This is a genomic window from Luteolibacter luteus (genome assembly GCF_012913485.1).
Taxonomy (GTDB): Bacteria; Verrucomicrobiota; Verrucomicrobiia; order Verrucomicrobiales; family Akkermansiaceae; genus Haloferula; species Haloferula lutea.
The window spans coordinates 4,940,563-4,965,532 of sequence record NZ_CP051774.1 but is presented as its reverse complement, the minus strand read 5'-3'; the positions used below and the strand labels follow the sequence as shown (position 1 = coordinate 4,965,532).

General features: G+C 60.5%; 18 protein-coding genes. 12 read left to right on the top strand and 6 right to left on the bottom strand.

Annotation, left to right across the window (positions count from 1 at the left end; all coding sequences use genetic code 11):
- Positions 1-38: 38 nt before the first annotated feature.
- The 3 genes from HHL09_RS20450 to HHL09_RS20440 all read right to left on the bottom strand — a co-directional run bounded on the left by HHL09_RS20450 (position 39) and on the right by HHL09_RS20440 (position 11,006).
- Positions 39-6,791, bottom strand: coding sequence for a hypothetical protein (locus HHL09_RS20450; protein ID WP_169456497.1), 6,753 nt, complete (start codon positions 6,789-6,791; stop codon positions 39-41).
- An 81-nt stretch (positions 6,792-6,872) separates the two neighbouring features.
- Positions 6,873-10,382, bottom strand: coding sequence for a YfbK domain-containing protein (locus HHL09_RS20445; RefSeq protein ID WP_169456495.1), 3,510 nt, complete (start codon positions 10,380-10,382; stop codon positions 6,873-6,875).
- Between the two features lie 57 nt (positions 10,383-10,439).
- Positions 10,440-11,006 carry an RNA polymerase sigma factor gene (locus tag HHL09_RS20440; protein WP_169456493.1) on the bottom strand — a complete coding sequence of 189 codons (567 nt, stop codon included), beginning with the start codon at positions 11,004-11,006 and terminating at the stop codon, positions 10,440-10,442.
- Between the two features lie 176 nt (positions 11,007-11,182).
- Here HHL09_RS20440 and tatC point away from each other — a divergent pair, with 176 nt between their 5' ends.
- The 5 genes from tatC (at position 11,183) to HHL09_RS20415 (ending at position 15,980) form a co-directional block, all read left to right on the top strand.
- Positions 11,183-12,487 carry a twin-arginine translocase subunit TatC gene (gene tatC, locus HHL09_RS20435; RefSeq protein WP_169456491.1) on the top strand — a complete coding sequence of 435 codons (1,305 nt, stop codon included), beginning with the start codon at positions 11,183-11,185 and terminating at the stop codon, positions 12,485-12,487.
- A gap of 79 nt (positions 12,488-12,566) precedes the next feature.
- Positions 12,567-13,442, top strand: coding sequence for a YicC/YloC family endoribonuclease (locus tag HHL09_RS20430; protein WP_169456489.1), 876 nt, complete (start codon positions 12,567-12,569; stop codon positions 13,440-13,442).
- 165 nt (positions 13,443-13,607) lie between these two features.
- A complete protein-coding gene (ribH, locus tag HHL09_RS20425) occupies positions 13,608-14,072 on the top strand; it encodes a 6,7-dimethyl-8-ribityllumazine synthase (RefSeq protein ID WP_240963674.1) in 465 nt (154 codons plus the stop codon).
- A complete protein-coding gene (gene nusB, locus HHL09_RS20420; RefSeq protein ID WP_169456485.1) occupies positions 14,065-14,967 on the top strand; it encodes a transcription antitermination factor NusB in 903 nt (300 codons plus the stop codon). Before ribH ends, nusB begins: the two co-directional genes overlap by 8 nt.
- 71 nt (positions 14,968-15,038) lie before the next feature.
- Complete coding sequence (locus HHL09_RS20415; protein ID WP_169456482.1) at positions 15,039-15,980, top strand: DUF2167 domain-containing protein; 942 nt, start codon at positions 15,039-15,041, stop codon at positions 15,978-15,980.
- Here HHL09_RS20415 and HHL09_RS20410 read toward each other — a convergent pair whose 3' ends face one another.
- A complete protein-coding gene (locus HHL09_RS20410) occupies positions 15,981-16,793 on the bottom strand; it encodes a protein-L-isoaspartate(D-aspartate) O-methyltransferase (RefSeq protein ID WP_240963673.1) in 813 nt (270 codons plus the stop codon).
- 19 nt (positions 16,794-16,812) lie between these two features.
- On the opposite strand from HHL09_RS20410, the gene HHL09_RS20405 reads away from it, so the two are divergent.
- The 3 genes from HHL09_RS20405 to HHL09_RS20395 are packed head-to-tail and all read left to right on the top strand — an operon-like array spanning position 16,813 to position 19,032.
- On the top strand, positions 16,813-17,670 hold the full coding sequence (locus HHL09_RS20405; protein ID WP_169456480.1) for a carbon-nitrogen hydrolase: 858 nt from the start codon (positions 16,813-16,815) through the stop codon (positions 17,668-17,670).
- 55 nt (positions 17,671-17,725) lie between these two features.
- Positions 17,726-18,112: a VOC family protein gene (locus tag HHL09_RS20400; protein ID WP_169456479.1), complete on the top strand. Its 387-nt coding sequence runs from the start codon at positions 17,726-17,728 to the stop codon at positions 18,110-18,112.
- Positions 18,109-19,032, top strand: a complete 924-nt coding sequence (locus tag HHL09_RS20395) for a GNAT family N-acetyltransferase (protein ID WP_169456478.1) — start codon at positions 18,109-18,111, stop codon at positions 19,030-19,032. Before HHL09_RS20400 ends, HHL09_RS20395 begins: the two co-directional genes overlap by 4 nt.
- Here the strand turns inward: HHL09_RS20395 and HHL09_RS20390 are convergent.
- Positions 19,007-19,276 (bottom strand): hypothetical protein, encoded by a 270-nt coding sequence (locus HHL09_RS20390; RefSeq protein WP_169456477.1) that lies wholly within the window; start codon positions 19,274-19,276, stop codon positions 19,007-19,009. The two genes, HHL09_RS20395 and HHL09_RS20390, sit on opposite strands and share 26 nt — an antisense overlap.
- Before the next feature lie 131 nt (positions 19,277-19,407).
- Between HHL09_RS20390 and HHL09_RS20385 the strand changes: the two genes are divergently transcribed.
- From HHL09_RS20385 to HHL09_RS20370, 4 genes are all read left to right on the top strand, one after another.
- Positions 19,408-20,361, top strand: coding sequence for a DMT family transporter (locus HHL09_RS20385; RefSeq protein ID WP_169456476.1), 954 nt, complete (start codon positions 19,408-19,410; stop codon positions 20,359-20,361).
- Positions 20,316-21,371: an Lnb N-terminal periplasmic domain-containing protein gene (locus HHL09_RS20380; RefSeq protein ID WP_169456474.1), complete on the top strand. Its 1,056-nt coding sequence runs from the start codon at positions 20,316-20,318 to the stop codon at positions 21,369-21,371. Before HHL09_RS20385 ends, HHL09_RS20380 begins: the two co-directional genes overlap by 46 nt.
- Positions 21,372-21,471: 100 nt before the next feature.
- Positions 21,472-23,319 carry a matrixin family metalloprotease gene (locus HHL09_RS20375; protein WP_169456472.1) on the top strand — a complete coding sequence of 616 codons (1,848 nt, stop codon included), beginning with the start codon at positions 21,472-21,474 and terminating at the stop codon, positions 23,317-23,319.
- Positions 23,320-23,350: 31 nt separating this feature from the next.
- Positions 23,351-23,743: a DMT family protein gene (locus HHL09_RS20370; RefSeq protein WP_205760892.1), complete on the top strand. Its 393-nt coding sequence runs from the start codon at positions 23,351-23,353 to the stop codon at positions 23,741-23,743.
- A 9-nt stretch (positions 23,744-23,752) separates the two neighbouring features.
- On the opposite strand, the gene HHL09_RS20365 is transcribed toward HHL09_RS20370, so the two are convergent.
- A complete protein-coding gene (locus tag HHL09_RS20365; RefSeq protein WP_169456471.1) occupies positions 23,753-24,946 on the bottom strand; it encodes a metallophosphoesterase family protein in 1,194 nt (397 codons plus the stop codon).
- Between the last annotated feature and the right edge of the window lie 24 nt (positions 24,947-24,970).

The following is a 24,970-nucleotide window of genomic DNA, read 5'->3' as shown; positions in this document are numbered from 1 at the left end:
GACTCACGAACGCCCGCCGCACGGATGGCAAAGCCTTGCTACTTCCTGCGGGACACGACTGCGGCCCCGAGCACGCTGACGATGATTCCATACAGCCATCCGCCTCGCTGAACCGGAGCCACGTCCAGCTTCAGGTGCATGGGCTTGTTACCATCCACCTGCACGCTGCGCCTGAAGTCCAGGATAGTGCCACGTTCCTCAAGCGTAACATCGAGAGCCGAAGGCGCGGGGTCCGCGGCGAGCTGCTGGTTCACGATGCGATCAGCGATGGCTTTCATCGCGGTGTTTTCATCCACGGTGTTTCCTTCCAACAGGCGCTCAAACTCGCGGGGATCATAGTTCAAATGCCCCTGTAGAAGAGGGTTCTGGTCAGCAGCCTTCTCCAACTGGACATTCCCGAGGGCGACCTCGGAGCGATTGTCGAGATACAGCCTCTGGCGACGGGTATTCAGCGCAAGGGTCGCCTGCTGGGTCTTGAGCTTGTGCAATTGGACGCGGGCATCCTCGTTCGATGCTTGGTCGAGAAAGCCATTCCGGATCGCCTTGCCGAAGGCCTGTCCCGCCTTCTCCTGCTCGCCGCTCTGAAGCCAGACATTGGCTTGATCCAAGAGCGCCACGGCATCCTGCTTCCCCGCCGCCCGCTTGCGGGAAATGAAGCCGGCGTAGTCCTCAGCCTCCGCGCCGGAAAGCTGGCGCTGAAGATCAAAGTCACCCGAATGATCCCTGAGCCGCCATCCTTCAGGCAGGATCACTCGCCAGGTGAGATTCTCAAGCGGCACGTCCAGCATCGGTCCTTCAAGCTCGGAGCTGCTACCCTTCGGCGTCGAATAGATGAAGCGCACCGGAGTGGGCCGGTTTCCTTCCGGCGCGGGGTAGACGTAGAACATCGACTGGTCACCGTTCTGAACTACCGGCACGCCATCCTCGTTCACGAAGACGCTATAAAGGACCGCGTCCTTTGGCAGGGTCAGCTTCAAGGGCCCCTTTTCGCCAACCTGCATGGCCAGATCCACCGCAGTCAAGGCCGCGCCGCCCGGAGCGACCAAGGAGGTCAAGTTGGCGCTTTCCACGCGGAGCCTGAGAGTGCCCGCCAAGCCGTGGCGCTTCAGGTCGATGGCCAGCGGTGCCTCGGCCTCGGCCACGCGATAGATCTTGGCAGGAGCCTGACCGGAAAAGGAATCACGCAAGATCTCCGGCACCGTACCCCAATCGATCTGCTGCCAACCGCGCGGCTCCGGAGCAGGAGTCATCTCCAGCCTGCCCGCGGTTCTCACTGCCACAAAATACGAGCTCTGTCGTACTTCCGCAGGAACAAGAGGGGCTATTTCGACGCGACCCGCAGCGCTCTGCTGCTGAAACTCGATATCCACGATGGTAGCTCCGGCGATCCCCCTCTGGAAGCGAATCTCCCACAATCCCTCTTCCCCGATCACCGGCACGATATCGGCGACGGCCGGACCGCTGGCCCGAACCGTGGCCGCAGCACCCGGATCCAGGCCGGGAATCCGCACGCGCAAGCTCTTCATGGCGGCATTCTCGATCCGGTAGGCCAAGCGCACGCGGCCAAGGGTCTGGCCTTCGCGCAAGGTAACCTCGTGCAGGATCTGGGCCGTCACCCAAGGATCCAGTTTCGCGATATTGAGAGAAAGGGCCCAATCGGACTGAAGCAATCGGAAGGCAAGCGCCCCCGGACGCGGCACGCCGGCTTCACGGGGATCCAGCTGCGAAACCTTGTCCCGCGTGATGGCGCGCACCTGCAAGCCACGATCCGGCACGACCGTGAGTGTCCCGGTTTGCCTCCCCGCATTGCGCAGCGAAACACGCGGCGCGGCCCACGAAGGCTGAGCTCCGGGAGATGGCGCCGCGAGTGTGATCGCGAAAACCTGCTGACCGATCGTGCGTCCATTCAAATGGAGATTCAACAAGCGCGATGAATCTTCCTTTGTCTCTGTCCACTGGGCGAGGGCCGCACCGGTAACCGATTCGATCTCGAACTCCGCCGGAACTTCGAGCGAGAGCTTGAAGACGCCCGAGCGCGTGATCGATGCGGTGAGATCAATCGCCAGCACCATCCGGTCTTCGCCAAGAGACAGCGTTTGCTTCGTCTCCGCCCGGATCTCCGGCGCCACCGGCGCGACCTTTAAAGTCACGGACGCCTCCGCGCCTCCGTGACGGAAGGCACGATGAAGCACGGCAAGAGAACGTCCTTCCCGGTCCTTAGGAAGCAGGCCTTGTTCGAAGTCATCGAGATTCACAGCGCTCATCCCTTTTGCCTCGACCGCTTCCGCCTGGGAATCATCTCCGAAGCCCAAGCCAAGCAGGCCGAAGGAACCCGCCGCGCCATTTACCTGTAGCGGTGCAAGCGTAAGATCCACGGGCAAGGCTGCCGTGCCTCGCTGCGTGCCAATGATGAATGTAAAAGGCTGCTGCTGGGCAGGCTCGATAGCCACCTTCAGCTCCCTGCTCTCCGGATTGAATCTCCATGCGCCAACCGGTCCGTCAACCACTTCACCGACCGTGAACCCTTCCGGGACGACAAGGGTGAGCTCCCTCACCACACCGCGGGAAGGCCGGATTGCCACGAAGTGCCTGCCGCTCACCATCCCCGCACCGGGTATGTAGAGATCGGATATCTCTGCATAAAACTGGGTCTGCTCGGCAGCGGCATCACGCTGCATGGGACGCGTCACCAAGCTGATGTCCGACGCCGGCTTCAGAATGAGATCGGCACCACTTTCACCTTGGCCTGCCACTTGAGTAACCTTCGCCGCCTGCGGGGAACCAAACTCCCAGCCCGCCTGGTTCCAACGGACACTGACCCTCTGCACCGCCGCGGCACCGGAGGGCAACTGCCAGCCAGCCTGGGGATTCGGGAGCGGCATTTCAAAGGTCGCCTTGCCCCTCTTCTTCCCATCCACCACGCCGACGAGCAGGTAAGCCTCCTGCCCTTCGACAGGTGCTTTCACCACGCGCCAACCGTCCCCCTCAAAGCTGGTGAGGACCGCAGGCGCCTTCAGGAGGAGATGCCGCTCGTCGGCTTTACCTCGCGCTTCCAAAATGACCTCTCCGGTCAGCCGGCCATCCGCGATCCTCCAAGTATGCACCGCGGATTCCAGCGGTGAGAAGGCATCTGCCGGAGCGACCTCCTCGCCGTGCGTCAAGGAGGTGAAGAAAGAGAACAGGACCAAAGCAGTCGCGGCCACGGCAGGACGCCGCATCAGCGAAAGCAGAACAGGTAGCGCCTTGCCCAGCAGCAGCGCGCTACCAAAGCAGGCAAAGAAAGCCACCGCACCCATCCGCTGCAACAGCAAGCCGAGGGCAAGCAGCGCGACGCCTACCGGCAAGGTCCACGAAGACCACTTGGCCTGGATGAAGCCATGAACGATCGCTCCGATCCCCAGCAGCGCGAGGAGGATTCCTCCCACGCTCAACATCGCCAGCCATGGTGCGACATTCCCTATCTGGACGGTGATCGCCTCGGATGGAGGAACCACCGGCATGGCGAACTCCAAGGATCCGAGATTTACCCGGCGCTCTGTAAAAGCGCGGCCCGCCAGCAGGAGCGCCCACACTCCGGCTCCCGCGGTGAAAAGCGCACCAAGGGCACGAACTTTTGCAATGCGGGACAGTACCAGCCCCACAGCGGCCACCATCAGGATCCACGCCGTGATAACCCGCGCCTTCGCATCGATCCACTCTGCTCCGGTCTCCGTCAACACCGGTGCCACCGGCTTCAATTGACCCATCTTCGGAACGAGCCTGCGGTTCTCATCCGCGCTGACTTTCCATCCGGTGAAGACCGTGGGGGCATCCAATTGTGGAGTGGCGAGCACCGGCGAGGTGGCACTTGCGGCTGGAACCCCGTAGCGAAGCAGCACTTCGATCGGGTCATTCGGATCTGCCTGGCCATCGAGCGGCACGAGGATCTTCTTTCCGTCCTCCCGGGCATTGACGATCGCGCCCCCGACCTTTGCTTCCCACAGCGAGGCATGCTCGGGCAGGGTAATGCCGAGCACACTGCGGCCACGCGCTTTCACAAAGAGCCGTGCATCCGTAACCACTTGGCCGTCCCGTGAAACCCGGCTGGAAAGATCGGCACGATCGACGAGCTGCTCGATCGTCTCACCTGGAACATACCATTCGACTTTCGTTCCGAGAGAGATGTCCGCGGCAGTGTACTGCCATGCACCCAAAGTCGGGGCGCTGCTCAGCAGGCGGTACTCCGCCGGCAGCTCAGAGGCCTCGATCTTGAGCAAAGAACCCTCGCTCCGGGTATCCTCGAATTTCACCTGTAGCGGGCTAACCACCTGCACATAGCCTCGCTCCGACTGGACATCGAGCGGCCGTACTTCACCCGGCGAAAGTTCTCCACCACGCGCGCTCATCGGTTGATTGAAAGTGACCAGCACCGTCCCGGTGCCGATCACGGGACGAGCAAGGGGAATGACCAGCAAATCGCCTTCCTGCCGCCAATCGACACCGATATTCTGTCCGGTCACTTGCACATCTCCCAAGCCCGCAGGCACGCGGATGCGCCATTGGGACGCCGGAGCTCCGACCACAAAGTAATTCACCAGCACGCTGACAGAAACCTCTCCTTCCTTTAGCGAATAGAGATGAAAGACATCGGCCTGGATGCTTTGACCCAAGGCTTCGATTTTCATGGTGGCGCTCCACTTCATTTCCCGAATGCGGAAGGCCTGCTGCAAACCGGGCTGCTTCTTCGGGAAGTAGTCCGGGGGGATCTCTGCAAGGCCTGTCGTATTCCCGGGCACGACGCGATAGCCCGCGGCAGAGACCACGCCAATGAAACCGCGCGAGCTCTTCACGCCGGGATAGACAAGAACGGGCAATACCCATTCGCCGGGCTGCGGACTGAGGTTCTTTTCCAAACGCAGCGTGACGAGATGTCGGCCGATCAGTGGACCGTTGAAAAGAATCTTCAGCGAGCGCCGGCCCTCCTTCGCTTCCGTGGCAAGGCTGTAGTCGGCGACCGGTTCCCCCTGCACGGCTGCCACCGCGAAATCCTCCGGCACCTCCACGGTCCATTCGCGCAACGGCGCTTCGCGGATATCAAGCTCGAGATCGGAAACAATCCGCCGATCGGTCTCGACGAGTTCATGGATGGTGGTCTCAGTCAGAGAGACCTCCGGCATTACCTGATCGGCTGCGATGCCGTAGGAATATTCCGCCGAAGGGAAGCGATAGACGAAAGCCTGGCGGAAGCCGTCGTTTTCCTTTGCCCAAGGAAATTGAGCAGGAGAAAGCTGCATCAGCCCGCTGGCTGCGACGATCTCCAGACGCACGGCACCTTCATTCGCCACGCGCAGATAGCCGCTATGGCGCAGGGTTCCAATCGGGGCAAAGCGGAGGGGATCAAGCTTCGCCGGGAAGGAACCGATGGCGGACTGGGCTTCAATCTCAATGTCGCCCTGCCCTTCGATCGGACGGCTAAGGCGGACCTCCAGCATGCGGCTGCCCGCCTCTTCAACGAGCGACCAATTCAAGACCTGAGGCCCTTTCATCGCAAGGATCTCGCCAATCCCATCGACACGGATTTCAAGCGACTCCAGCTTTCCTTGAAGCACCCGGTAGCCAATGCGTGAATAGCGTCGTGCGATCCCGGCCCCCACACGGGTTTCCGCAATCTCGCTGCTCGAAAAGAACAGGGCACCCTCGCCCTCCACCCGTCCGCTCTTCCACGCGAAGCTGGCATTCCCGGCTGCGGGGAGGAAGCCGGTCCACTTTCCATCGCGATGCTCCGGCACCACCGGATCGTCCTGCTTGAAGGAGACACCTTCTTCCAAGCCCTCGATGCTTACGGGAACCACCGCGCCGCCCTGAAGCTTGAAATCGACCCCGCGCCAATCTCCGGAGCGCACCAAGGGAGCCTCGAATGAGAGCTCGAAAGGAAAAGTGCCTGCGCGTTCTCCGACAATCTCGTGAACAAAGCCGTCACCCTGTTTCTTCAAGCGCGTGAACCAACCTTCGCCCGAAGCGGCACCGCTGAGGGCTGCACCTTCGAGTAACTCCATCGCCTCGCCAGGGCGGGTGACGTTCAGCTCACCACGGAGCAGGAAGGAGATCCCGCTGAGGTCGTCCGCGGGTTTGCCGTTGAGGGCAATGTTCACCAATTCGACGGGGCGAGCGGCATTGCTCTTCAGGCCGAGCGCGACGCGCAGCTTTCCGTTTCCCGTAAAGAAGCGGTCAGTCATGCCCTGCAGGGGCTGCAGACCGGTGACTTCAACCACGCGGGCGATGGCATCGCCTTCGTTCTTGAGTTCGACGGTAGAAGAAAAGCCCACTGCCGCGCCGGGAGCCGGATGCAAGAGATCAAAGGCTTGCCCGCTTTGTTCCGCAGGCACCTCGTGCCGGGCATTGACGACAAAGGTGAATTCCTTCGGCAGCGGATCAGGAGCATTCACGGCCGGGATGACCGGCTTGAAGTCAAGGAAGCGGCTGCCATCCGCCTCTTTTCTCAGGGTCCAGGTGGCCAAGCCGTCTCCGGTGACGGAATCAATTTCTCCCACCCCCGCCAAACCGAGGCTCAAGGTCTCCGGACGCCCCTGATGGACGCGGAACTTCACTGTGATCTGATGTTGGGTGCTCGAGGGAAAGACGTTTACGACGCTTGTGGCATCTGCCGAAAAGAAGAGAGGGGCGGGCTTCTCCGCGATCTTATCGAGCGGAACGAGGACGACGGCATCCTCCTTCGCCTGCCCGGCCGCAAGGGCCGGAATCAGGACGAAGAGAAATGTGAAATGCCGGAGTATCTTCTCTAACGGTTTCATGACTTTGGAGGATGAGGGCACAGAGCTACCATCGCCGTTCGCATGGCGGGGTTGGGTAAAGGGTCGGTAAATTCGGAGAGCTTACTTCAGCTTCCCGATCATCGCGCCCAGATCGGACACGGCCTGACTGTTAGGATAGCGGGCCTTCACCTTGGCAAAGATCGGCCCGAGTTGTTGGAAATCGATGGAGGCTGCAGTTGGGGTCTGCCGCAGCTTTTCCGCTGCAAAGGCGGAAAGACCCGCAAGCTGGATGGAAGGAGACGCAAGATCGAAGGCCGGCGCTTGGGCTTCGTAGGGAATGGCCCAGGTGCGCTCGACCATCTGGCCGCTGGCCGCATCGCGGAAACGCACGCTGACTTCTCCGATCTCGCCTTCCCCGCCGGGCAAGGGCTCGATCTGATAGAGTGCATTCCCCGCTTCTTCCGCGGCCATCTCCGCGGCATCCACGGCATCATTGCGGAAGTCCTCCTTGTTAAGACGGTGTTCCTCGAAGCCGATCAGCTTGTATTTGCCCACGCGCGCCGGATTGAAGCGCACCTGCACTTTCACATTCTCCGCTGCGGGACGGAAGGCCCCGGCAAGTTGCTTGGCAAAGTTCGCATCCGCATCCTCTGGACGATCGACGATGTAATAGCGGCCATTACCATTTCGCGTCAGGCGCTCCAGCAGCTTGTCATTGAGGCCGTCGGTACCGAAGCCCGCTGCGTCGAAGGCGATGCCATCCTGACGCATGGCTTCGATCTTGGCCTGCAAGGTTTCCGGCTCGGCATCGCCGAGATTCGCCGCGCCGTCCGTAAAGAGCACGATACGGTTTTGCGCGGCGGCATTGAACTGCCGCTTGGCCAGCTCTTCCGCAAGCTTCAGTCCTTCCTCCAGATTCGTGCCACCTTCCGATGGCGTCTGGGCAAGCAGGACATTCAGCTCTTTGGCCCGGGCCCCAGGCAAGCGGTCTACGAGCAAGCGTGGCTGCCGCGAGAAGCCGATGACACTAACACTGTCCCCTTCCTTAAGAAGGCCTGCCAACTGCCGCACGGCCATGGTCATGCCTTGATGACGATCCTCGCGCTCCATCGAGCCGGAGCTATCCAGCAGCAAGGTAAGATTCAGCGGGGTGGACTGACCACGCCCTGCGGAACCAGCCCGGACCGCGATGCGCACCAGATTCCGTTGGGGAGTGATCGGATTCGCACATTGTTCCAGCAGGCATGCCACGGGCTCACCGCGGCCCGGCGCCGGGTCGCCGTAGTCGAAGGCATTGTAGAACTCCTCAGGGCGAATGCTTGCAGGGTCCGGCAGTTCGCCACGCTCCAAGGCAGCCTTCGCGAGCTTGAAGGAGGCATCGCTGACGTGCAGTGAGAAAGTGGAGAAGGGTTGGGCGGTGGCGCTGGTTTCGTCGGACTTTTCCTCGGGCTTCGGCTTTTCTTCCAGAAGTAGTGCTTTCGCAACGGCATTGCCCGGGTCGACGGCGAGGATTCCAAGCGCGAGTTCGCGGGTTTTCGCCTTGTCGCCAGTTTTGGCATACTGCTCCCCTAGAGCGCTAGCCCCGTCCGCGAGAAGTAGACCGAGATAGTCCCTGCGGTCTTTAACCACCGGAGCATCCGGAAGCTCCTGGAGCGCCTCTTTGTATTTATCAACCGCCAGCTGGTAATTGCCATCGGCATACGCCTGACGCCCTTCGTCCCTGATCTTGTCAGAGAAGACCACCGCATTCTGACGCCGGATCATTTCTTCCTGAGCAAGACCGCTGTAAGCGCCGGATTCTGCCTTCAGCGCCTTTTCCTTGAGTTCCTTCGATCCCTCCTTCATCGGAGGCACACTGGTTTCCCAAGCCTCATCCACTTGGGCAAGCAATTCAGCCCGCGTGTGGTCATAGGCGGCGCGATAGTAGTCGGACTTAGCAACGGTGGCTCGCTCCATTCCACGGCGCGCCGCCTTATTGAAAGGATCAACCCGAAGGACGTCTTCGTAGGCTCGGGTCGCCTCATCGTATTTGCCGAGATTGTAGAATCCCTCAGCGGTATAGAGTGAGCGACGGGTCTTATCCTTCTGCTCTTCGGTTTGATAGCTCAGTTCCGGATTCGTCGCGATGGGATCACCGAGCGATTCCTTGAGGCGTTTCGCTTCGGCGTTATTTGGATCAGCCGCGAGGGCTGCGTCGGCAATCTGCCTGATCTCTCCGTATTTGCCCCTCTTCCGGAGTTCTTCAGTACCTTCCAAGGAACGCGTTACTTCGCCCACCGGTTGCTCAGCGGGTATCGGCGTTACTGATGGGGTCTCTCTTGATTCGAATGCTGTCCCTCCAGTTGGAGGGATCGGCGCATCAGAAGGAGCATCCATTCCCGGAGCGTTCCTGGCCAAGCGATCCAAGGCCTCGGAATCCATCGAAAACGGTGAAGTTGGAGGCTCCGCAGAATCGTAAGACAAATATCCGCCAAGCCGCATTCCCGGCTGCGGCGCAACTTTCAGACCTTCTTCAACCTCTCCCATCCGCCGAAGATCGAAAAAATCGGCAGGCGCTCCGGTGGTATCACTCGAAGAGAGAAAATTGAGCCCCAATTGAGGGTCCGTCTGCCCGGCAGTGCGGTCTGATTCGACATCCTTCCCTGCTGCCATGCCCGGCGCCATCGGCGTCACCGCTGGAACCGCCGGGGAAACCGGAGCGGAAGCGGTCCGTTCCTGGTCGAGATCCGCCAGTTCTTTAAGCCGGACATCCGCCGGAGCCGATTCTGCTTCGGGCATCGCCGCCGGCCCTTCGGCCACTGCGGCGAGATCCGTATTCATCGGCGCGTTCCCGGAGTCATCCGCCATTCCTCGCAGATTGCGCCCGAAGGTCTCTTGTCCTCGGGAGAGTTCGGTATTGCTCGCAAGACTATCCGCTTCCGCGGGTGCAGCGCCCGCGAAAGAGTCGGCTCCCGCCACTCCGCCAGCCCCACCTACTCCGCCACTCAAAGACTTCTTCGCCTTGGCCAAAATCTGCGACTGCTCCTGGGAAGGAAGGCTCGCCGGTTTCGCTGGACCGGCTGCGCGGGTCATTGGCTGGATGCCGCGAACCGCAGAGGCGGCATCATTGAGTGCAAGTGCCCCTTCGTCAGCGACTGCACCAGCCTCTTCCTTGGCCACGTCGGACTTCCGTAACGGTTCCACACGATCCGATGGGGCATTCGATGAAACTTGAAGGGCGAGCGAAGCTTCCGGTTTTTGGTTCTTCGTCCCGAAGGTCGAATAGGCGACGACCGAGATCATCAAACAGGCCGCAGCAGCCAAAAGGATGCGGCGCCTGAAATAGCGGTCGGCCGACTTCGCCGGCACCAGCCGGACGATATCCGTCCCTAACAAATCCGTGACCTTCGCACGCTTCGCCTCAGGCAGGCGCCAATCCCGGTCCGTGCCCGCTTTCACATCCTCCCCGATCAAGCCGTGCAGGTCACGGATCCGCTGCTCGAAGCGGCGGAGGGCCGGATCGGCCGCGCAAAGTTTTTCCAACTCTGCCGCCTCGAAGGAGGAGGCCTCCCCGAGCACCCAGGCCACGATCCGCGCTTCCAGCGCGTCATCGCCCGGGGGGCTCAGAGGTTTGTCGGATTCGTCGTTCATGGAGAAGGTCGAGATAGGAGATAAAAGGAGAAGAATCGATGAGCAGGGTGAGGAAGACTACCCTTCCGGGCTATCGATCCCCATCCGCCTCAGGCTTTCGCCCAAGGATTTGAGGAGGTGGTGGAGCTTGTAGCCCACGTTCCCGACGCTGAGGCCGGTGCGCTGGCTGATCTGGTCGTATTTGAGGTTCTCGTTGTATTTCAGCTCGATGAGCGTCCGGTCGTCCTCGCGGAGTTCGGCCAGGAGGAGGCGGACGGCTCCTGCAGCTTCGAGCCGGGCCAGATGCCCGTCGGGGCCACGGGAGTCGTCCGCCGCGTCCGGCACCTCGTCCCCGGACTCCCGTTTGTGATCGCGGAGATGATTGAGGGCGAGATTTCGGACAGAGCGGTAGAGCCATGCTTTCGGGTGGGCGACCTCCTCCCAATGCGCGTGGAGCCGGAGGAAGGCCTCTTGGACGAGGTCTTCCGCAGTTTCCCGACGGCCGGTCAGGCCGTGGGCGAAGCGCAGCAGGGGGCTCTCTTCCGCCTCGAAGACCTGTCGGAGAGTGGGTTTCTCCTCGGTTGTCGGGGCGGAAGGCAGCACCTGCGGGACTTCAATCACGGCTGGTGCTGCGGCGATTTCCATGCGGGTGAGGACGCGGACTCATGGCTTTCATGGAAAAAGACACGGCAACCGGAACTTTCTTGGAAGTTTTTTCCATAATTCCACGGGGAAACGATTAACTGGGAAATCATCCCATTTCCCATGTCATCCTCCTTGCAGGAGCGGCAGTCTCCCCCTTGAATCCGCCGCGACCTGAGATGTTTTTGCTGACGAAGGTTTTCCAACTGCGGGACAAGGCGAACCCGGAACACGAGAAGCCTTTCCTAGACCATCTGGACGACCTGAGGGTGATGATCACCCGCTGCCTGGTGACACTGATGATCTCCATGGTCGTCTGTTTCGCCTTCCAGGATGACCTGATGGCAATCCTCCGGAAGCCGGTCGAAGAAGTCCGGCTGATCCACGTGAGCAACCAGCTTTCCGTGGAATCCGGCCCGAAGCTCACTCCCGACAACTGGGAGGAAGCCAAGAAAATCGAACGTGCCGCCTCCACCTTGGGGCCGGAGCGCGGTGAGACCCTCCTGAAGGAGTTCGATGCCGATACCTTGGGCCGCGTCGAACTGGTGCGTTTGCTGCGTGCCATCGCCGTCCTGCCGAAGGAAAAGCACGCAGGCTTCCTCGAGCGCGTTCAAACCGATCCTGCGGTCCGGAGCACCACGCTCGGACTACTTGAAAAGGGCGCCAGCCCCGAGATCGACGTGCGCGGCAACCTGCAGCTCATGTCGGCGCTGAAGCCGACAGAGACCTTCATGCTTTCCATGAAGCTCGCGTTCTTCGCCGGCATCGTGGTTTCGTTTCCCCTTCTGCTGCTCTTCATCCTGCAGTTCGTCCTGCCGGGGCTGCACCAGCACGAGCAAAAGGTCATGTGGCCAGCCTTGGTCATCGGCTTCGGGCTTTTCCTTTTCGGGGTCTTTTTCGCCTATTATTTCGTCCTTCCCCGGGCGCTGACCTTCTTCTTCGAGTGGAGCTCGAAGCTGGGTGTCTCCAATGACTGGCGGATCGGGGAATACATTACCTTTGCGACCCAATTCACCCTACTGTTCGGCCTCTCCTTCGAGCTGCCGGTGGTTGTGATGGTCTTCGTGAAGATCGGCTTGCTGACCCACGAGGCGATGCGCCGCACCCGCGCCTACGCGATCCTGGCGATCACGGTCGTGGCCGCTATCATCACTCCCACGCCGGACGCCTTTACCCTTTGCCTGATGGCCGGGCCGATGATCGTGCTCTACGAGCTGTGCATCTGGCTGGCCTACTTCGACGCGAAAAAGCAGGAGAAGGCCGAGGCAGAAGAGGAGCGGCAACGGATGGAGCGCCTGCTCACCGACAGCGACGAGAAGGACACCAAACACGAGGAAGAGGACCGTAGCGACCCGTGGGATCCTTCCTCTTCAGAAGAAGGCTGGAAGGCCGGGGAGGAAGCCAAGGCCGAGGCCAAGTCGGAGGACGAGGAGCCTCCCCAGAGCATCCCGGACGAGGAAAAGCGCCGGATGTCGGACATTTGATAGGAGATCCTCCCAAAGGCGGAGGCACTGCTCGCCATTTTTCTTCTCAGTTCCCGCCCCGCCCGCCAGCCTCCGCCGCATGCATTCCATGACGGGATTCGGCCGGGGCTCGGCCACGGCGGATGAAGGGACGGCGACAGTCGAGATCGCCTGTGTGAACCGCAAGCAAGCGGAAGTGGTGGTTCAATCCGCCCGGGAGTTTACCGAGCTGGAACCGAAGATTCGCCGCGCGGTGCTGAACACGATTTCCCGTGGCCGGATCCAGGTAACCATTCAATTTGAGCGTGCGAGCGGTTCCACCGCCCCGGTCAGTGTCGATCTCCGCCTAGTGGATGCCTTGGAATCCGCATTTGACGCCATTTCCGAACATACCGGCCGGAATGTCCTTCCAGAGGCCGCGGATTTCCTCCGCACCTCAGGGATCATCCGGATCGAAGAAGGCGGGGTTTCCGCCGACGCGGCTTGGACGGCCATCGAGCCGGCCCTGGAGGTCGCGATCGAGCAGGTCCTGGCGATGCGTGCAGCCGAGGGCGAAGACCTCGCCAAGGACCTTTCCACCCGCCTCGACCTTCTGGAGAAAACCGCCATTTCGATCGCCGAACTGGCCCCCGCCCGCCCGGAACGCTACCGGGAACTGCTGACGAAACGCCTCCGCGATGCCGGCTTGGAGCTGGAACTGCAGGATGAGCGGGTCCTCCGGGAGCTGGTGATTTTCGCCGACCGTTCCGATGTTTCCGAGGAGATCACCCGACTGGACTCCCATTTCCGGAAATTCCGCGAATACATGGCCGGAAGTGAACCCGCGGGCCGCCCCCTCGATTTCCTCTGCCAAGAGATCCACCGGGAATTCAACACGATCGGCTCGAAAGCATCCGACGCCGGAATCGCCCAGCACGTGGTGGAGGCAAAGACCGAACTCGAGAAAATCCGCGAGCAGGTGCAAAACGTTGAGTAGCGAGCAGCAAGGAGCAGGAAGCGGGTCTCTTTCACCTTGGCTCCTCGCTACCCGCTACTTGCCACTTTCCCGGAGATTCCCCCCGTTGACTTTTCCGCAAGCTGCCGCCATACCCCGGCCATGTCTTCGGCGTTGCCGCCCAAACCAAGAATCATCGGCCCGCGGATGCGCGTTTGCATCGTGGCGGGCAAATACAACGAGCAATTCGCCGATGCGCTGGTGGAGAACACCGTCGCCGAGCTGAGCGAGCTGATGCCCCAGACCCGGGTGGACATCATCCGTGTGCCCGGTGCCTTCGAAATTCCGGTGACCGTCGCAAACGTCCTCGACCGCGGCGAAAGCCCGCCAGCCTGCGTGATCGCCTTGGGGGTGATTCTCAAGGGTGCGACCTCACACGCAGATCTGATCGCGAATTCCGTGACCCTTTCCCTCCAAGAACTGGCCATCAAACACAAGGTGCCCGTGATCCATGAGGTTCTGCTGGTGGAAGATGAAAAGCAGGCCTACGCCCGCTGCATCGGATCCAATCTCAACCGCGGCCGTGAAGCGGCCCGCGTCGCCGCCTCGATGGTCGATATCTTCAGCGAGATCGAGCGTTCCATGCCCCGCGTGATTTCCCGCAATGCCTAGTCGCCGACAAATCCGCGAGGCGGTGGTGCAGTTCCTTTACTGTGCCGATCTCGAAGGAGGGGCCGATCCCTCCTCCATCCGCGAACCCTTCTGGCAATTTGTCACGGAGTCGGATCGCCGCGCCCTTCTCCAGGCGACATGGAAGACCCTGCATCACCTGAGTCTCGGCCGTGAAGCCCGGCTGAAGGAATTTCAGGATCGCCTCCCTGTCGCCATGGCCACCCTGCGCGCGCGTCCGGATCTGGAGCGCACGGCGAAGGACCTGCAGCAAGTTTCGGATCTCGAAAACAAGTGGAGCGCCGGCATGATCGAACTCTCGCGCATTCCGCGCGACAGTGATGACGACGCCTTCAGCGAACGTTTCGAACCTGCACTCTCGGCCTTCTTCCGGAATGACAAGGATCTGATCCTGGCCCGGAAGCGCTTCCTCCAAGCCTTGGAAGACATCCCCGGCCTTAGGGCGCAGATGGACCCAGTCGCCGGAGCGATCCGCCGTCTTGACCGGATTTCCGAGCGCGTCCGCATGGTTGAGGAGCCGGAACGTTTTCCCGATCAGGTAGACTTGGCAAAGCTTCGCGAAAGCAAGGAAGCGCTCGCCTCCCTGCGCCGCGAAACCGACTCCATGGCCAATGCCGTGCGCCGCGAACGCGAGTCCATCGACCAGCGTCTTGCAGCGGTGGTTGAGAATTTCGCTCCTGAGCGTATCGATCCCGTCGACCGAGCGATCCTTCGTCTCGCTACTTGGGAAATTCTCCACGATCCGGAGGTCCCCGCACCAGTGGCGATCAATGAAGCGATCGAACTCGCCAAGCGCTTTGGCACCACGGATTCCGGACGCTTTGTCAACGGCATCTTGGACAAGATCGCGAAGGAGAAAGCAGACGCGGGATCCTGATGGCGGGAAGAGATTCCCCCTGCGCGGGGAATAAACTTGTGAGCCCGGGCGCGCAAAGGCAGAGCCTCATCATGCGCTTCCTTTCCGCCCTCCCGCTCCTCTTCGCCGTCGGTCTCGCCTTCGCACAAGAAGCGCCCGTCCCAGCCAAGGACGGACAGCTCAGTCCGGAAGAAATCCAAGCCGCGAACGAAGCCTTCGTCGCGAAAGCCTTGGCGGGAATCACCTATGCGGAAGGGACCGCCCAACTTCCGGGCGGGATCGCGCGTTTGGAGCTTCCGGCAGGTTTCCGCTTCATCGACTCCGCCGACGCTCGCAAGGTCGTGGTGGATCTCTGGGGAAATCCTCCGCAACAAGCGTCGGACCTGATGGGGATGGTGGTGCCTGCCGGCGAGTCTCTGGAAAATCCAGATTCTTGGGCGATTGTGATTTCCTTTTCTGAAGACGGCCACGTCAGCGATAGCGACGCCGACGAGATCGACTACAACGATCTCCTTTCCCAATTGAAAGAAGGCAACCGCCAGGCCAACGAAGCGCTTAAGACCCAAGGTTTTCCCACCTTGGAACTTGTCGGTTGGGCTGTGCCGCCCCGCTATGACAAGCAGAACAAGGCCCTGCACTGGGCGAAGCAGCTCAAAAGCCCTCAGAGCGAAGAAGACACGCTCAACTACAACGTCCGTGTTCTGGGACGTCGCGGAGTGCTGGTTCTCAACGGCGTCGCCGGGATGAACCGCGTGGCGGATGTCGAAGCCGCCACACCGGGTATCGTCTCGATGGTTCAATTCAATAGCGGCCATCGCTATGCCGACTTCAACGAAGCGACCGACAAAAAGTCGGACTACTCGCTGGCAGGCCTGGTGCTCGGTGGAGCGGTAGCCGCCAAGATCGCGACAAAGGCGGGCCTGCTCGCAAAGCTCGGCACCATCCTGATCGCCGCGAAGAAATTCGTCGTGATCGGAGTCATCGCCCTAGTCGCCTTGGTGAAGCGGCTCTTCGGACGGAAAAGCGCGGCCTGATCACCTCTTCTCTACCTCGCCCGTCATCGGCACGAAGACGACTGGAAGCACTTTCTTCTGCTCGATGCGTCCTCCGCTCTTCCGCAGCAAGACAAGCTGTTGCGGTTCGCCTTGCGGACCCACCGGAATGATCATCCTTCCCCCTTCAGCGAGTTGATCGATCAAGGGCTGCGGAATGGCATCGGGTGAGCACGTGACGATGATCGCGTCAAAAGGAGCCGCTTCATTCCAACCGCGATAACCATCGCCGATGCGGGTGTTCACGTTCTTATAACCGAGCTCCGACAAGATTCCGGCAGCCCTCGTCCCGAGCGGCTCGATGATCTCGATCGTGTAGACCTCCTTTACCAGTTCGGCGAGAATGGCCGCCTGATAGCCCGAGCCAGTGCCAATTTCCAGAACCTTGTCGGTCGGCTTCAAATCGAGCGCATCGGTCATGAAAGCGACCACGTAGGGCTGGGAGATCGTCTGCCCGTAGCCGATGGGAATCGCCCGGTCGTCATAGGACAGGTTTTTCACATCCGGCGGCAGGAAGCGGTCGCGAGGCACCTTCCGCATCGCGGCAAGGACCTGCGAATCTCCAACCCCGCGGCGTAAGATCTGCTCCGCTACCATCCGTTCCCGGGTCACCAAGGGTGGGACCGCCGGGGCCGGATCGGAAGCCGGAGCAGGTTCGATAACTTCCTGAGCGTCCGCCCCTCCCGTGATCCCTGCGATGAGGGCCGCCAGTCCTGACATGATCGCCTTCATCCGGGGACGATAGCCCCAATGGAGGAGCGCGCCACCTGCTTCCTCGCTTGCCGGACGAGGCACCGTGCATTTCCTTCTCCGCATGCCTCGCATCGCCCTGCTCCAATCCCGTGGTTTCGCCACCAAGGAAGAAGCCTTCAAGCATCATGAGACGCTCATCCGGGATGCGGCCAAAGGCGGCGCGAACATTGTCGTGACGCAGGAACTCTTCCTCACGCCCTACTTCTGCACGGTCGAAGATCCGGCATTCTTCGATCTCGCCGATCCCCTTCCCGGCCCTGTGACGGACCGACTGGGGCAGCTGGCTAAGGAACTCGGTATCGTACTGATTTCATCGCTCTTCGAGCATCGCGGTGCCGGCCTGTATCACAACACGGCCTCGATCCATGATGCGGATGGCCTACTTCTCGGGTTGTATCGGAAAAGTCACATCCCGCAGGACCCCGCATTCGAGGAGAAGTTCTACTTCACTCCCGGTGATACCGGTTGGCCGGTGTGGGATACGAAATTCGGCAAGATCGGCGTGCTGATCTGCTGGGACCAGTGGTATCCAGAAGCCGCCCGGCTCATGGCCCTTGGCGGTGCACAAGTGCTCGTCTACCCCACAGCGATCGGCTGGCTGCCGGAAGAGAAGCCCACGCTCGGTGATGCCCAGCATTGCGCCTGGGAAACGGTGCAGCGAGGCCACGCAGTGGCGAACGGCTGCTATCTCGCAGCGGTTAACCGCGTGGGGACCGAAGGGAATACGGAGTTCTGGGGCCGCTCCTTCGTGGCAAATCCCTACGGTGAACTGGTTGCCAAAGCTTCCACCGAGAAAGAGGAGATCCTCTATCATGATCTCGATCTCGGAGCTGTGGAGAATTTCCGCCGGATCTGGCCCTTCTTCCGTGATCGCCGGATCGATGCCTATGATGAACTGACCAAGCGGTGGCGCTCCTGAGCGACCGCGGGATTGGTGATTCCAAAGCAGGCTAGGACACGTTAGCCATTGGCCAATGCCCGCCAAGCTTACGGCAAGTTCCCCGGTTTTCCTTGTGCGTGATGTGGTCGCTGCCGCGAACCACTATCGGGACGCGATGGGCTTTCAATATGACAAGTTCTACGGGGAGCCGCCTCATTTCGTGATCCTGCATCGCGATGGGATGTATCTCATGCTGAAGCAGGCGGACGAGCCCAAGCACATCGTCCCACTGTGGAGCGTTTCCCATAATCTCTGGAACGCCTATTTCTGGGTGGATGACGCCGAAGCCCTGCATGCGGAGTTTGTGGAGAGGGGTGCCAAGATCGACTACGGGCCCTGTACCCAGCCCTACGGCTGCCGCGAATTCGGCATTCAGGATCTGGATGGCCACGATGTCGGCTTCGGTCAGGTGCTACGTTGAAACGACTGCTGGATATGAGGATCCGCGCTGCCAAGAAAGAAGACCATCCCGCCCTTGCTGCAATCTTCCTTCATGCCAGGAGGGAGTACTTCACTTGGACAGATCCAGGTTCCCATGCCTTGGAAGACTTCGCCGAACAGACGGAAGGCGAAGCAATCCACGTCGCGGAAAATGACAGCGGAGAAATCCTCGGCTTCATCTCCGTGTGGGAAGCCGAGAACTTCATCCACCATCTCTTTGTCTCGTCCGACCATCAGAGAAAAGGCGTCGGAAAGGCCCTTCTTGAAGACCTCGCATCGAGAAGCAGCGGACCCTTCACCTTGAAATGTGTCGCGGAGAATGGACCGGCACTAGCCTTCTATTCCGCCTTGGGGTGGCGCGCGGTCGGCAGCGGGACAAGCCCGGAAGGGCACTATCTTTATTTCCTTTTCGCGTGGCACCCCGCTTGGGAATCACCCATCAAACGCCGCCCCGGACACGCGGACGATCTGGCCTTTCTCTGGCAGCTTCACGTGCTCACCATGCAGGACTACGCTGCCAAGACATGGGGATGGGACCACGTGTGGCAAGAAGAGCGCTTCCGCGAAAATTTCGATCCGCGAAGCTTCGAAATCCTGGAAATTGGAGGTCATGCCGTGGGTACGCTCTCCGTAGCCGAAGAGGTTGATCACGTCTTCCTTCGCCTGATCGAACTGCTTCCCGAATGGCAAAACCGCGGGCTCGGTTCGCAACTCGTCGCCGATGTCATCATCAGGGCCTGTCAGAAAAAGCAACCCGCCCGCTTGCAGGTGCTCAAGGTGAACCCCGCCCGTGGTCTCTACGAGAGATGTGGCTTCGTGGTCACCGGTGAGACGGCAACCCATGTGCTCATGGAGCACCCGGCAGGCAGCCCGCTCAGCCCCCGCCAAGCAAATACATGATTGCTTTGATCACGGCGGCGATGATCCCGATCACGCCGACACCGATGCTAAAAGTACTGACCACTCCTCCCCGCTTGGCGGGAGAAAGGGAAAGCATCACTCCGATCAGCCCGAAGACGATGGCGATGATGGCGAGGAACAAGCCGCCAAAGGTGCCTTGGAAGAAACTCCAGATCGCCGCAATCACGGAGATGATCGAGGGGATGCTGAAGGACGAACGCGTGGAAGGTGTAGTTTCGGCCATGTTGCATCCTAGACGCCTTTTTCAGGGCGTCAAAGGGAGGCTGTCTTGAAAGAAATTTCACTTGCGGAGATATCCCGAAGCTCCGGGCTTTTCCCGCAGCGAGAACTGGTAAAGGCTGGGTTCGCTTCGCCATGCCGGTCCTGCTTCTCATCCTTGCCTGCGCTCTCTGGGGAGTAAGCTTCCCGGTCATCAAGGCACTGGACCTGGAGCAGTCCGCCCGCGTGGGCGATTTCTCCAAGCCTTTCCTCGCAGCGTGGCTGCAGATGGCCCGTTTCGGGCTCGCAGCCGCAATCATGGCTCCGTTCATGGTGCGCATGCGTCCGACGCGCGGGGAGCTGGCCCAGGCCGCATGGCTCGCCTTATGGGGAGGCCTGGGCATGGCCCTGCAGGCGTGGGGATTGGGGAAAACCGAGGCGTCGACTTCGGCCTTCCTCACCCAAGCCTACTGCGTGATCCTCCCGCTGGTCGAATGCATGAGGCGTCGGCGGGCTCCTGGAGCCCGCACTCTGATGGCCACGCTATTGGTCATTGTGGGTGGTGCGATTCTCTCCGGGGTGACTCCGACCTCACTGAAGATCGGCCCGGGAGAACTGGCCACCTTGATCGCGGCATTCATCTTCACCTTTCAGATCCTGACCTTGGAGAACTCGAAGTATGAGAACAACCGGGGACTCGTCGTCACCTTTGCGATGTGTGCCTTTATTGCGCTCATATTCCTCCCTCTGAGCTGGGCCATGGCTCCGGAGCCAAGCGCGCTAGTCCGGGCAGGCGCCTCATGGCCGGCATTCCTGCTGATCCTTTCACTTTCCCTGCTCTGCTCGGTGGGAGCCTACGGACTGATGAATTCATGGCAGCCGCGTGTCTCCGCCACCGAGGCCGGACTCATCTACACCATCGAGCCCGTCTTCACCGCCTGCTTCGTGATGTTCCTGCCGGTGATGTTGGGGCGCTTGGTCGGGCAAGCTTACCCTAACGAATCCTTGACGATTTCACTGATAACGGGAGGCTCGCTTATCTTGGCAGCCAATGTCCTGATGCAATGGAAACGCCCTCCCCATCCTCCGGCGATCGCGCCAGCACCATAACGCCACGTCCGCAAGGAGCCAAAGTGGTTCGCTTCATCGGCAGGAATCTGCTGCGGCTTCTCCTCTTGTTCCCCATCGCATGGTGCTTCGGCGCGGTCTATTTCGACGGACCCTTCCCTGGCACGGGAAACCTAGTGATTGGCGTCCTGTGGCTGGCCCTGCTGGGGTGCCTTCTTTTCCGGGCGAGGTCGGGTCGAGGCCGCTGGCTGACGCTCGCCGCAGGCTTGGCATTGGTGATCGTCCCATGGTCCTTCAAGCAGCCTTCCAACGATCGCAACTGGTCGCCCGAATATGCCCGCACCGCGGGTGCCACGATCGATGGCGATGCGGTGACCTTCACGAACTACCGGAACTTCGACTACGCTCTGGACGGCTCCGTTACCGAACGCTGGGAAACGCGCACCGTGCATCTTTCGAAGCTCCGTGGGATCGATTTCTTTCTCAACTACTGGGGCTCCCCGCTGATCGCTCACCCGATCTTCAGCTTTGATTTCGGCGACGAAGGCCACATCGCTTTCTCCATTGAAACCCGCCGGGAGAAGGGCGAAGTCTACACCACCCTCGGTGGCTTGTACAAGCTCTATGAACTCTGCTACCTCGTAGGCGACGAGCGGGACTTCGTGAGGGTCCGTACTAATATCAGGAAGGATGAGGACGCCTATCTCTTCCGCTTGTCAGCCCCGCCGGAACAGGCACGTGCCCGTTTTCTGGAGTATGTGACGCAGATCCAGAACTTGGCCAAGAAGCCGCGCTTTTACAACGTGCTTACCGCGAACTGCACCACAGCCATCCGATCTCAGCTTCACGTGCAGAAGAAATCGATCCCGGACTGGCGGCTGCTGCTGAATGGCAAGCTCGACGAGATGTTTGCCGAACACGGTCTCTTCGCGGTGAAAGATCTCCCCTTGAGCGAACTCAAGGAGAAAGGCCACGTCGATGAACGAGCCCTTCAGGCTCAAGATGATCCGCAGTTTTCACGAAAAATCCGGATTGGAGTGCCCGGATATTAGTTGGGAACCCTGCAATATTTGCAAAGAGTGAGTTTTTCATTCTCCAGACTGTCAAAATGTGTCTGGACTGAGGTGCTGTCCCTATACCCTGCGCCTCCCCATGAAACTCCCCGCAATTGCGATCGGTAGTCTCCTCCTTGTATCCGCGCCGACCCTTCACGCTGGATGCTGCCTCCACCAAGAACCGTCCGAGATCTTCCAAGAGGCGGACGCGGTGGCCGAGTATCACATCCTCAGCCGTCGAGTGGTCACGGATGAAAATGGAAACATCTTCACTCGCTACACCGCATCCCTGACCCGGGCGTCAAAGGGGAGTCCACCGTCAGACCTCGGCTTCGACTCACCCGGGGGAGACAATGGCGTGACCGTAGAGATCTCCTCCGAACAGATGGATCTGAAGGTGGGTGGCGACTACATCCTTCATCTGAACCGCGAGTCGGCGACCCGATGGAGACCCTCGCCTTTCCATGTCACCGAAGTCGCCGGGACCCCGGCTCTGAAAAGTGAGATCCGCGCCTACTTCAGGGCGGGCGCGAAAGGAGATCTCCCGGCTGTCCCGACAGCCCTGCTCCAAACAATGGATGTCCCCGGATCGGTGGTGACTCCCACCGGTTACCTCGAACAATCCGGCCAACCTTCGCGGATGCCACTATGCGACGGAGGTCAGCCGATTCCCTATCTTGTGGATGTCGACCCTGCGAAGCTGCCTCCCGGGATGGACACCACAGCAGCGCTCGCGGCGGTCAAGGAATGCCTCGATGTTTGGTCAGCGGCATCTTCGCTAAAGTTCCGGTTCGAAGGACTGCAAAGCTTCGGCACGTCTGCAGCAGCGGTGAATAGCAACGATGGGCGCCTGCGTATCCAGCTTCACGATGCCTTCGGCTACGTCAGCGCACCCGCCATCGGTCGCGGTGGATTTTCATCTACAAGTCCCGACGCCATCTTCCAAGGAGGCAGGGTGGGAAGCCAAGGCTTCCAAGAGATCACCCGAATGTTTCTGGTTCTGGAGGACAGCGCCATGGATAACGAGACGAAGTTCAAGTCCGTAATGACCCACGAGCTTGGTCATGCGCTTGGCCTCGCTCATTCCAGCAACAACTCCAGCGAGCCCAATCCCATTCTAAAGGCTGCCACCATGTACCACTCCGTAACGGGTGATGGCGCGGGGGCCAGTCTCAATATTTACGATCAGGACCGCATCGCATTCGGCTACCCGATGGCCAATACGCCTCCCTACACCGTCGACCGGCCTTTCGTGGCTGTGTCCGATTCCGGGAGTGGAGACCTTCCCCCGGTTCTCGGCGTAAACCGGATAGAAGTGCGTGCGATCGATCTTCAAGGCAGTGCCCTGACAGCTTCGGTGACATCCTTCGCGGATCCGTCGCCTTTCACTCTCGACGGGAACATCCTCATCTACGCCGCGCAGGGTTTCTCGAGCGGCAATCGGCTCACCGATCAGCAGATCGCGGATGGGACCTCCTACGGCACTGCCTATGTCCAGTTCAGCGATGGTGTGAACCTCAGCCGGGCCGCGCGCTGCACCGTCATTCAGATCGCTTCCGATAGCCGTCCGTCCGATGGACTCCCAAACATCTGGATGTCTGACAACTTCGGCACGATCGAGCCCGGCGCAGTAGGATCCGACCGCGATCCCGACTCAGATCCCGACGGAGACGGACTGAGCAACCGCCTTGAATTCTTTTTCAACACCAACCCGAAGTCCGCGGCCAGCCCACCGTCATGGTTCTCCTATGATCATGCCAACCGCAGGATCACGCTCACGCCCCTGCGTTTCGCGCCTTTTGCAGTTCAATCTTCATCCAATCTCACGAACTGGAATACGAAGATGCTGACCACTTCCCTGTATACCCCGGTGGTTCAGACCTTGGATACGAGCGCTGACGTTCCTTCCTCGAAAATGTACTACCGGGCGCTGATGTCCCCTTGAAGCGGAGGGCCTGTCGACGTATCGGGAGCGGGTGACCTTGCTGAAGACCATCGCGCTCCTGACGCTTTCGAATATCTTCATGACCTTCGCGTGGTACGCCCACCTGAAGGACCTGAGGGAAAAGCCGTGGATTATCGCGGCACTGGTATCCTGGGGAATCGCCCTTTTCGAATACCTGCTGCAAGTTCCCGCGAACCGGATCGGCTACACGGGGGGGCTGAGTGCGGCGCAATTGAAGATCACCCAGGAAGTCATCACGCTCGCGGTCTTCGCCCCCTTCGCGATTTTCTACCTGAAGGAAAAGCTGAGTTGGAATTACTTCTTCGCCGCTCTCTGCATGCTGGGCGCGGTGTTTTTCATCGTCAGGGACGGGCTTTCCCCAAAACCCGCCCCGGTGGCTGCCGCGGTCAGCGAGAGACCTTGATGCTCCGGATCATGCCAAAGGCTTGAACTCGGCACTGCGGACGACTTCGCCCTTAAGATTCTTCATCGCGAAGACCAGGGCATTGGCGTCGGCCTTGCCTTCGATCCATGTCGCGCGTTCCGGCTGCGGACCGCCGCCGACCAGCTGGGCATAGGGAAACTCCGCGGTGCCGGGGATCCAAGCATTCTGGTGGGTGTGTCCGGAGATCACCACCTGTGTCTTCCACGCCACCAAGACTTCATGCCACGCCTCGCGGCTGAAGCGGCTGAAGGCATCATAACCTCCGTTTTCGTAGCCGGCATTCGGGACCTCCTCGGTCCAGCGCAGTGGGATGTGGCAGAAAACGACACGATAGGGCGCATCGCGGAATTCAGGTCGCGCGGTGACTTCTTTCAGCCACTCGCCTTGCTCCTTGCGGAGCTTCTCAAAAGCCACGCGCCCGCCGAAGCTCGGGTGATCGTCCGGCTTGTCCTCACCGGTGTGCAGACAGATCACCGCCATCGGCCCGCTGCGAAAGGCATAGAAAGGACGGCCCTCCGGCGTGGCGATCATTTCGGGAACCTTGTAGGCCCACTTGCCACGCACGTCGTGATTGCCCCAGACAAGCAGCATCGGCCGCTCGTCGGTGATGTCTTGTCCGGCAGGATTCAGAAGCGTCGGAACGAGCCAGTCTTCCTGGTGCCAGTCATTGCAGGTATCGCCATTCCAGAGCAGGAAGTCTCCCCCCTTCGGCGTGGAGGCATGGAGTTGCTTGATCGTGGCCTCGTTCTGGTGGGTATCGTTCCAGACCACGAATTTCGTCTCCTTGGCGGAAGGATCGAGAGTTCGGAATTTCTTCCAAGGGCTTTCGTGGCGGTCCTTGCCATCGGCGGCATCGGTGATCGTCCGCAGCTCATAGCTGCCGCCGGGTTTCAGCCCGGATACCTTCACCCGCAGAATCTCGTCACCCTGCGGCACGAAGCCGAAACGATCCGCGCCGACGATCCCGCGGCTACCGTCCGCAGCCTTCCACTCCACGTGACCACGGGCCAGCTTGGACACGGCCCACACCACCTCCACGCCATCGGCGCGGGGTGCCATGATCACCGCCGGGGTCTTCACCAGCGGGCTACCCTCGGCGGTTTGATCCTGCGCGGTAGATAGGCCCGCTGCTCCTGCCATTGTCCCACCCGTGAGGGTTCCCATGAATCCACGTCGCTTCATAAATGCCGAATACGTCATGAATTC

Bases quoted from the DNA above. Each gene is read 5' to 3' on its own strand.
- HHL09_RS20415 (WP_169456482.1), top strand. From the start codon at position 15,039: ATGCGCTTCCTTTCCGCCCTCCCGCTCCTCTTCGCCGTCGGTCTCGCC.
- HHL09_RS20380 (WP_169456474.1), top strand. From the start codon at position 20,316: ATGGAAACGCCCTCCCCATCCTCCGGCGATCGCGCCAGCACCATAACG.
- HHL09_RS20375 (WP_169456472.1), top strand. From the start codon at position 21,472: ATGAAACTCCCCGCAATTGCGATCGGTAGTCTCCTCCTTGTATCCGCG.
- HHL09_RS20445 (WP_169456495.1), bottom strand. From the start codon at position 10,382: ATGAACGACGAATCCGACAAACCTCTGAGCCCCCCGGGCGATGACGCG.
- ribH (WP_240963674.1), top strand. From the start codon at position 13,608: ATGCGCGTTTGCATCGTGGCGGGCAAATACAACGAGCAATTCGCCGAT.
- HHL09_RS20440 (WP_169456493.1), bottom strand. From the start codon at position 11,006: ATGGAAATCGCCGCAGCACCAGCCGTGATTGAAGTCCCGCAGGTGCTG.
- HHL09_RS20430 (WP_169456489.1), top strand. From the start codon at position 12,567: ATGCATTCCATGACGGGATTCGGCCGGGGCTCGGCCACGGCGGATGAA.
- nusB (WP_169456485.1), top strand. From the start codon at position 14,065: ATGCCTAGTCGCCGACAAATCCGCGAGGCGGTGGTGCAGTTCCTTTAC.
- HHL09_RS20400 (WP_169456479.1), top strand. From the start codon at position 17,726: ATGCCCGCCAAGCTTACGGCAAGTTCCCCGGTTTTCCTTGTGCGTGAT.
- HHL09_RS20365 (WP_169456471.1), bottom strand. From the start codon at position 24,946: ATGAAGCGACGTGGATTCATGGGAACCCTCACGGGTGGGACAATGGCA.
- HHL09_RS20450 (WP_169456497.1), bottom strand. From the start codon at position 6,791: ATGAAACCGTTAGAGAAGATACTCCGGCATTTCACATTTCTCTTCGTC.
- HHL09_RS20385 (WP_169456476.1), top strand. From the start codon at position 19,408: ATGCCGGTCCTGCTTCTCATCCTTGCCTGCGCTCTCTGGGGAGTAAGC.
- tatC (WP_169456491.1), top strand. From the start codon at position 11,183: ATGTTTTTGCTGACGAAGGTTTTCCAACTGCGGGACAAGGCGAACCCG.
- HHL09_RS20405 (WP_169456480.1), top strand. From the start codon at position 16,813: ATGCCTCGCATCGCCCTGCTCCAATCCCGTGGTTTCGCCACCAAGGAA.
- HHL09_RS20390 (WP_169456477.1), bottom strand. From the start codon at position 19,276: ATGGCCGAAACTACACCTTCCACGCGTTCGTCCTTCAGCATCCCCTCG.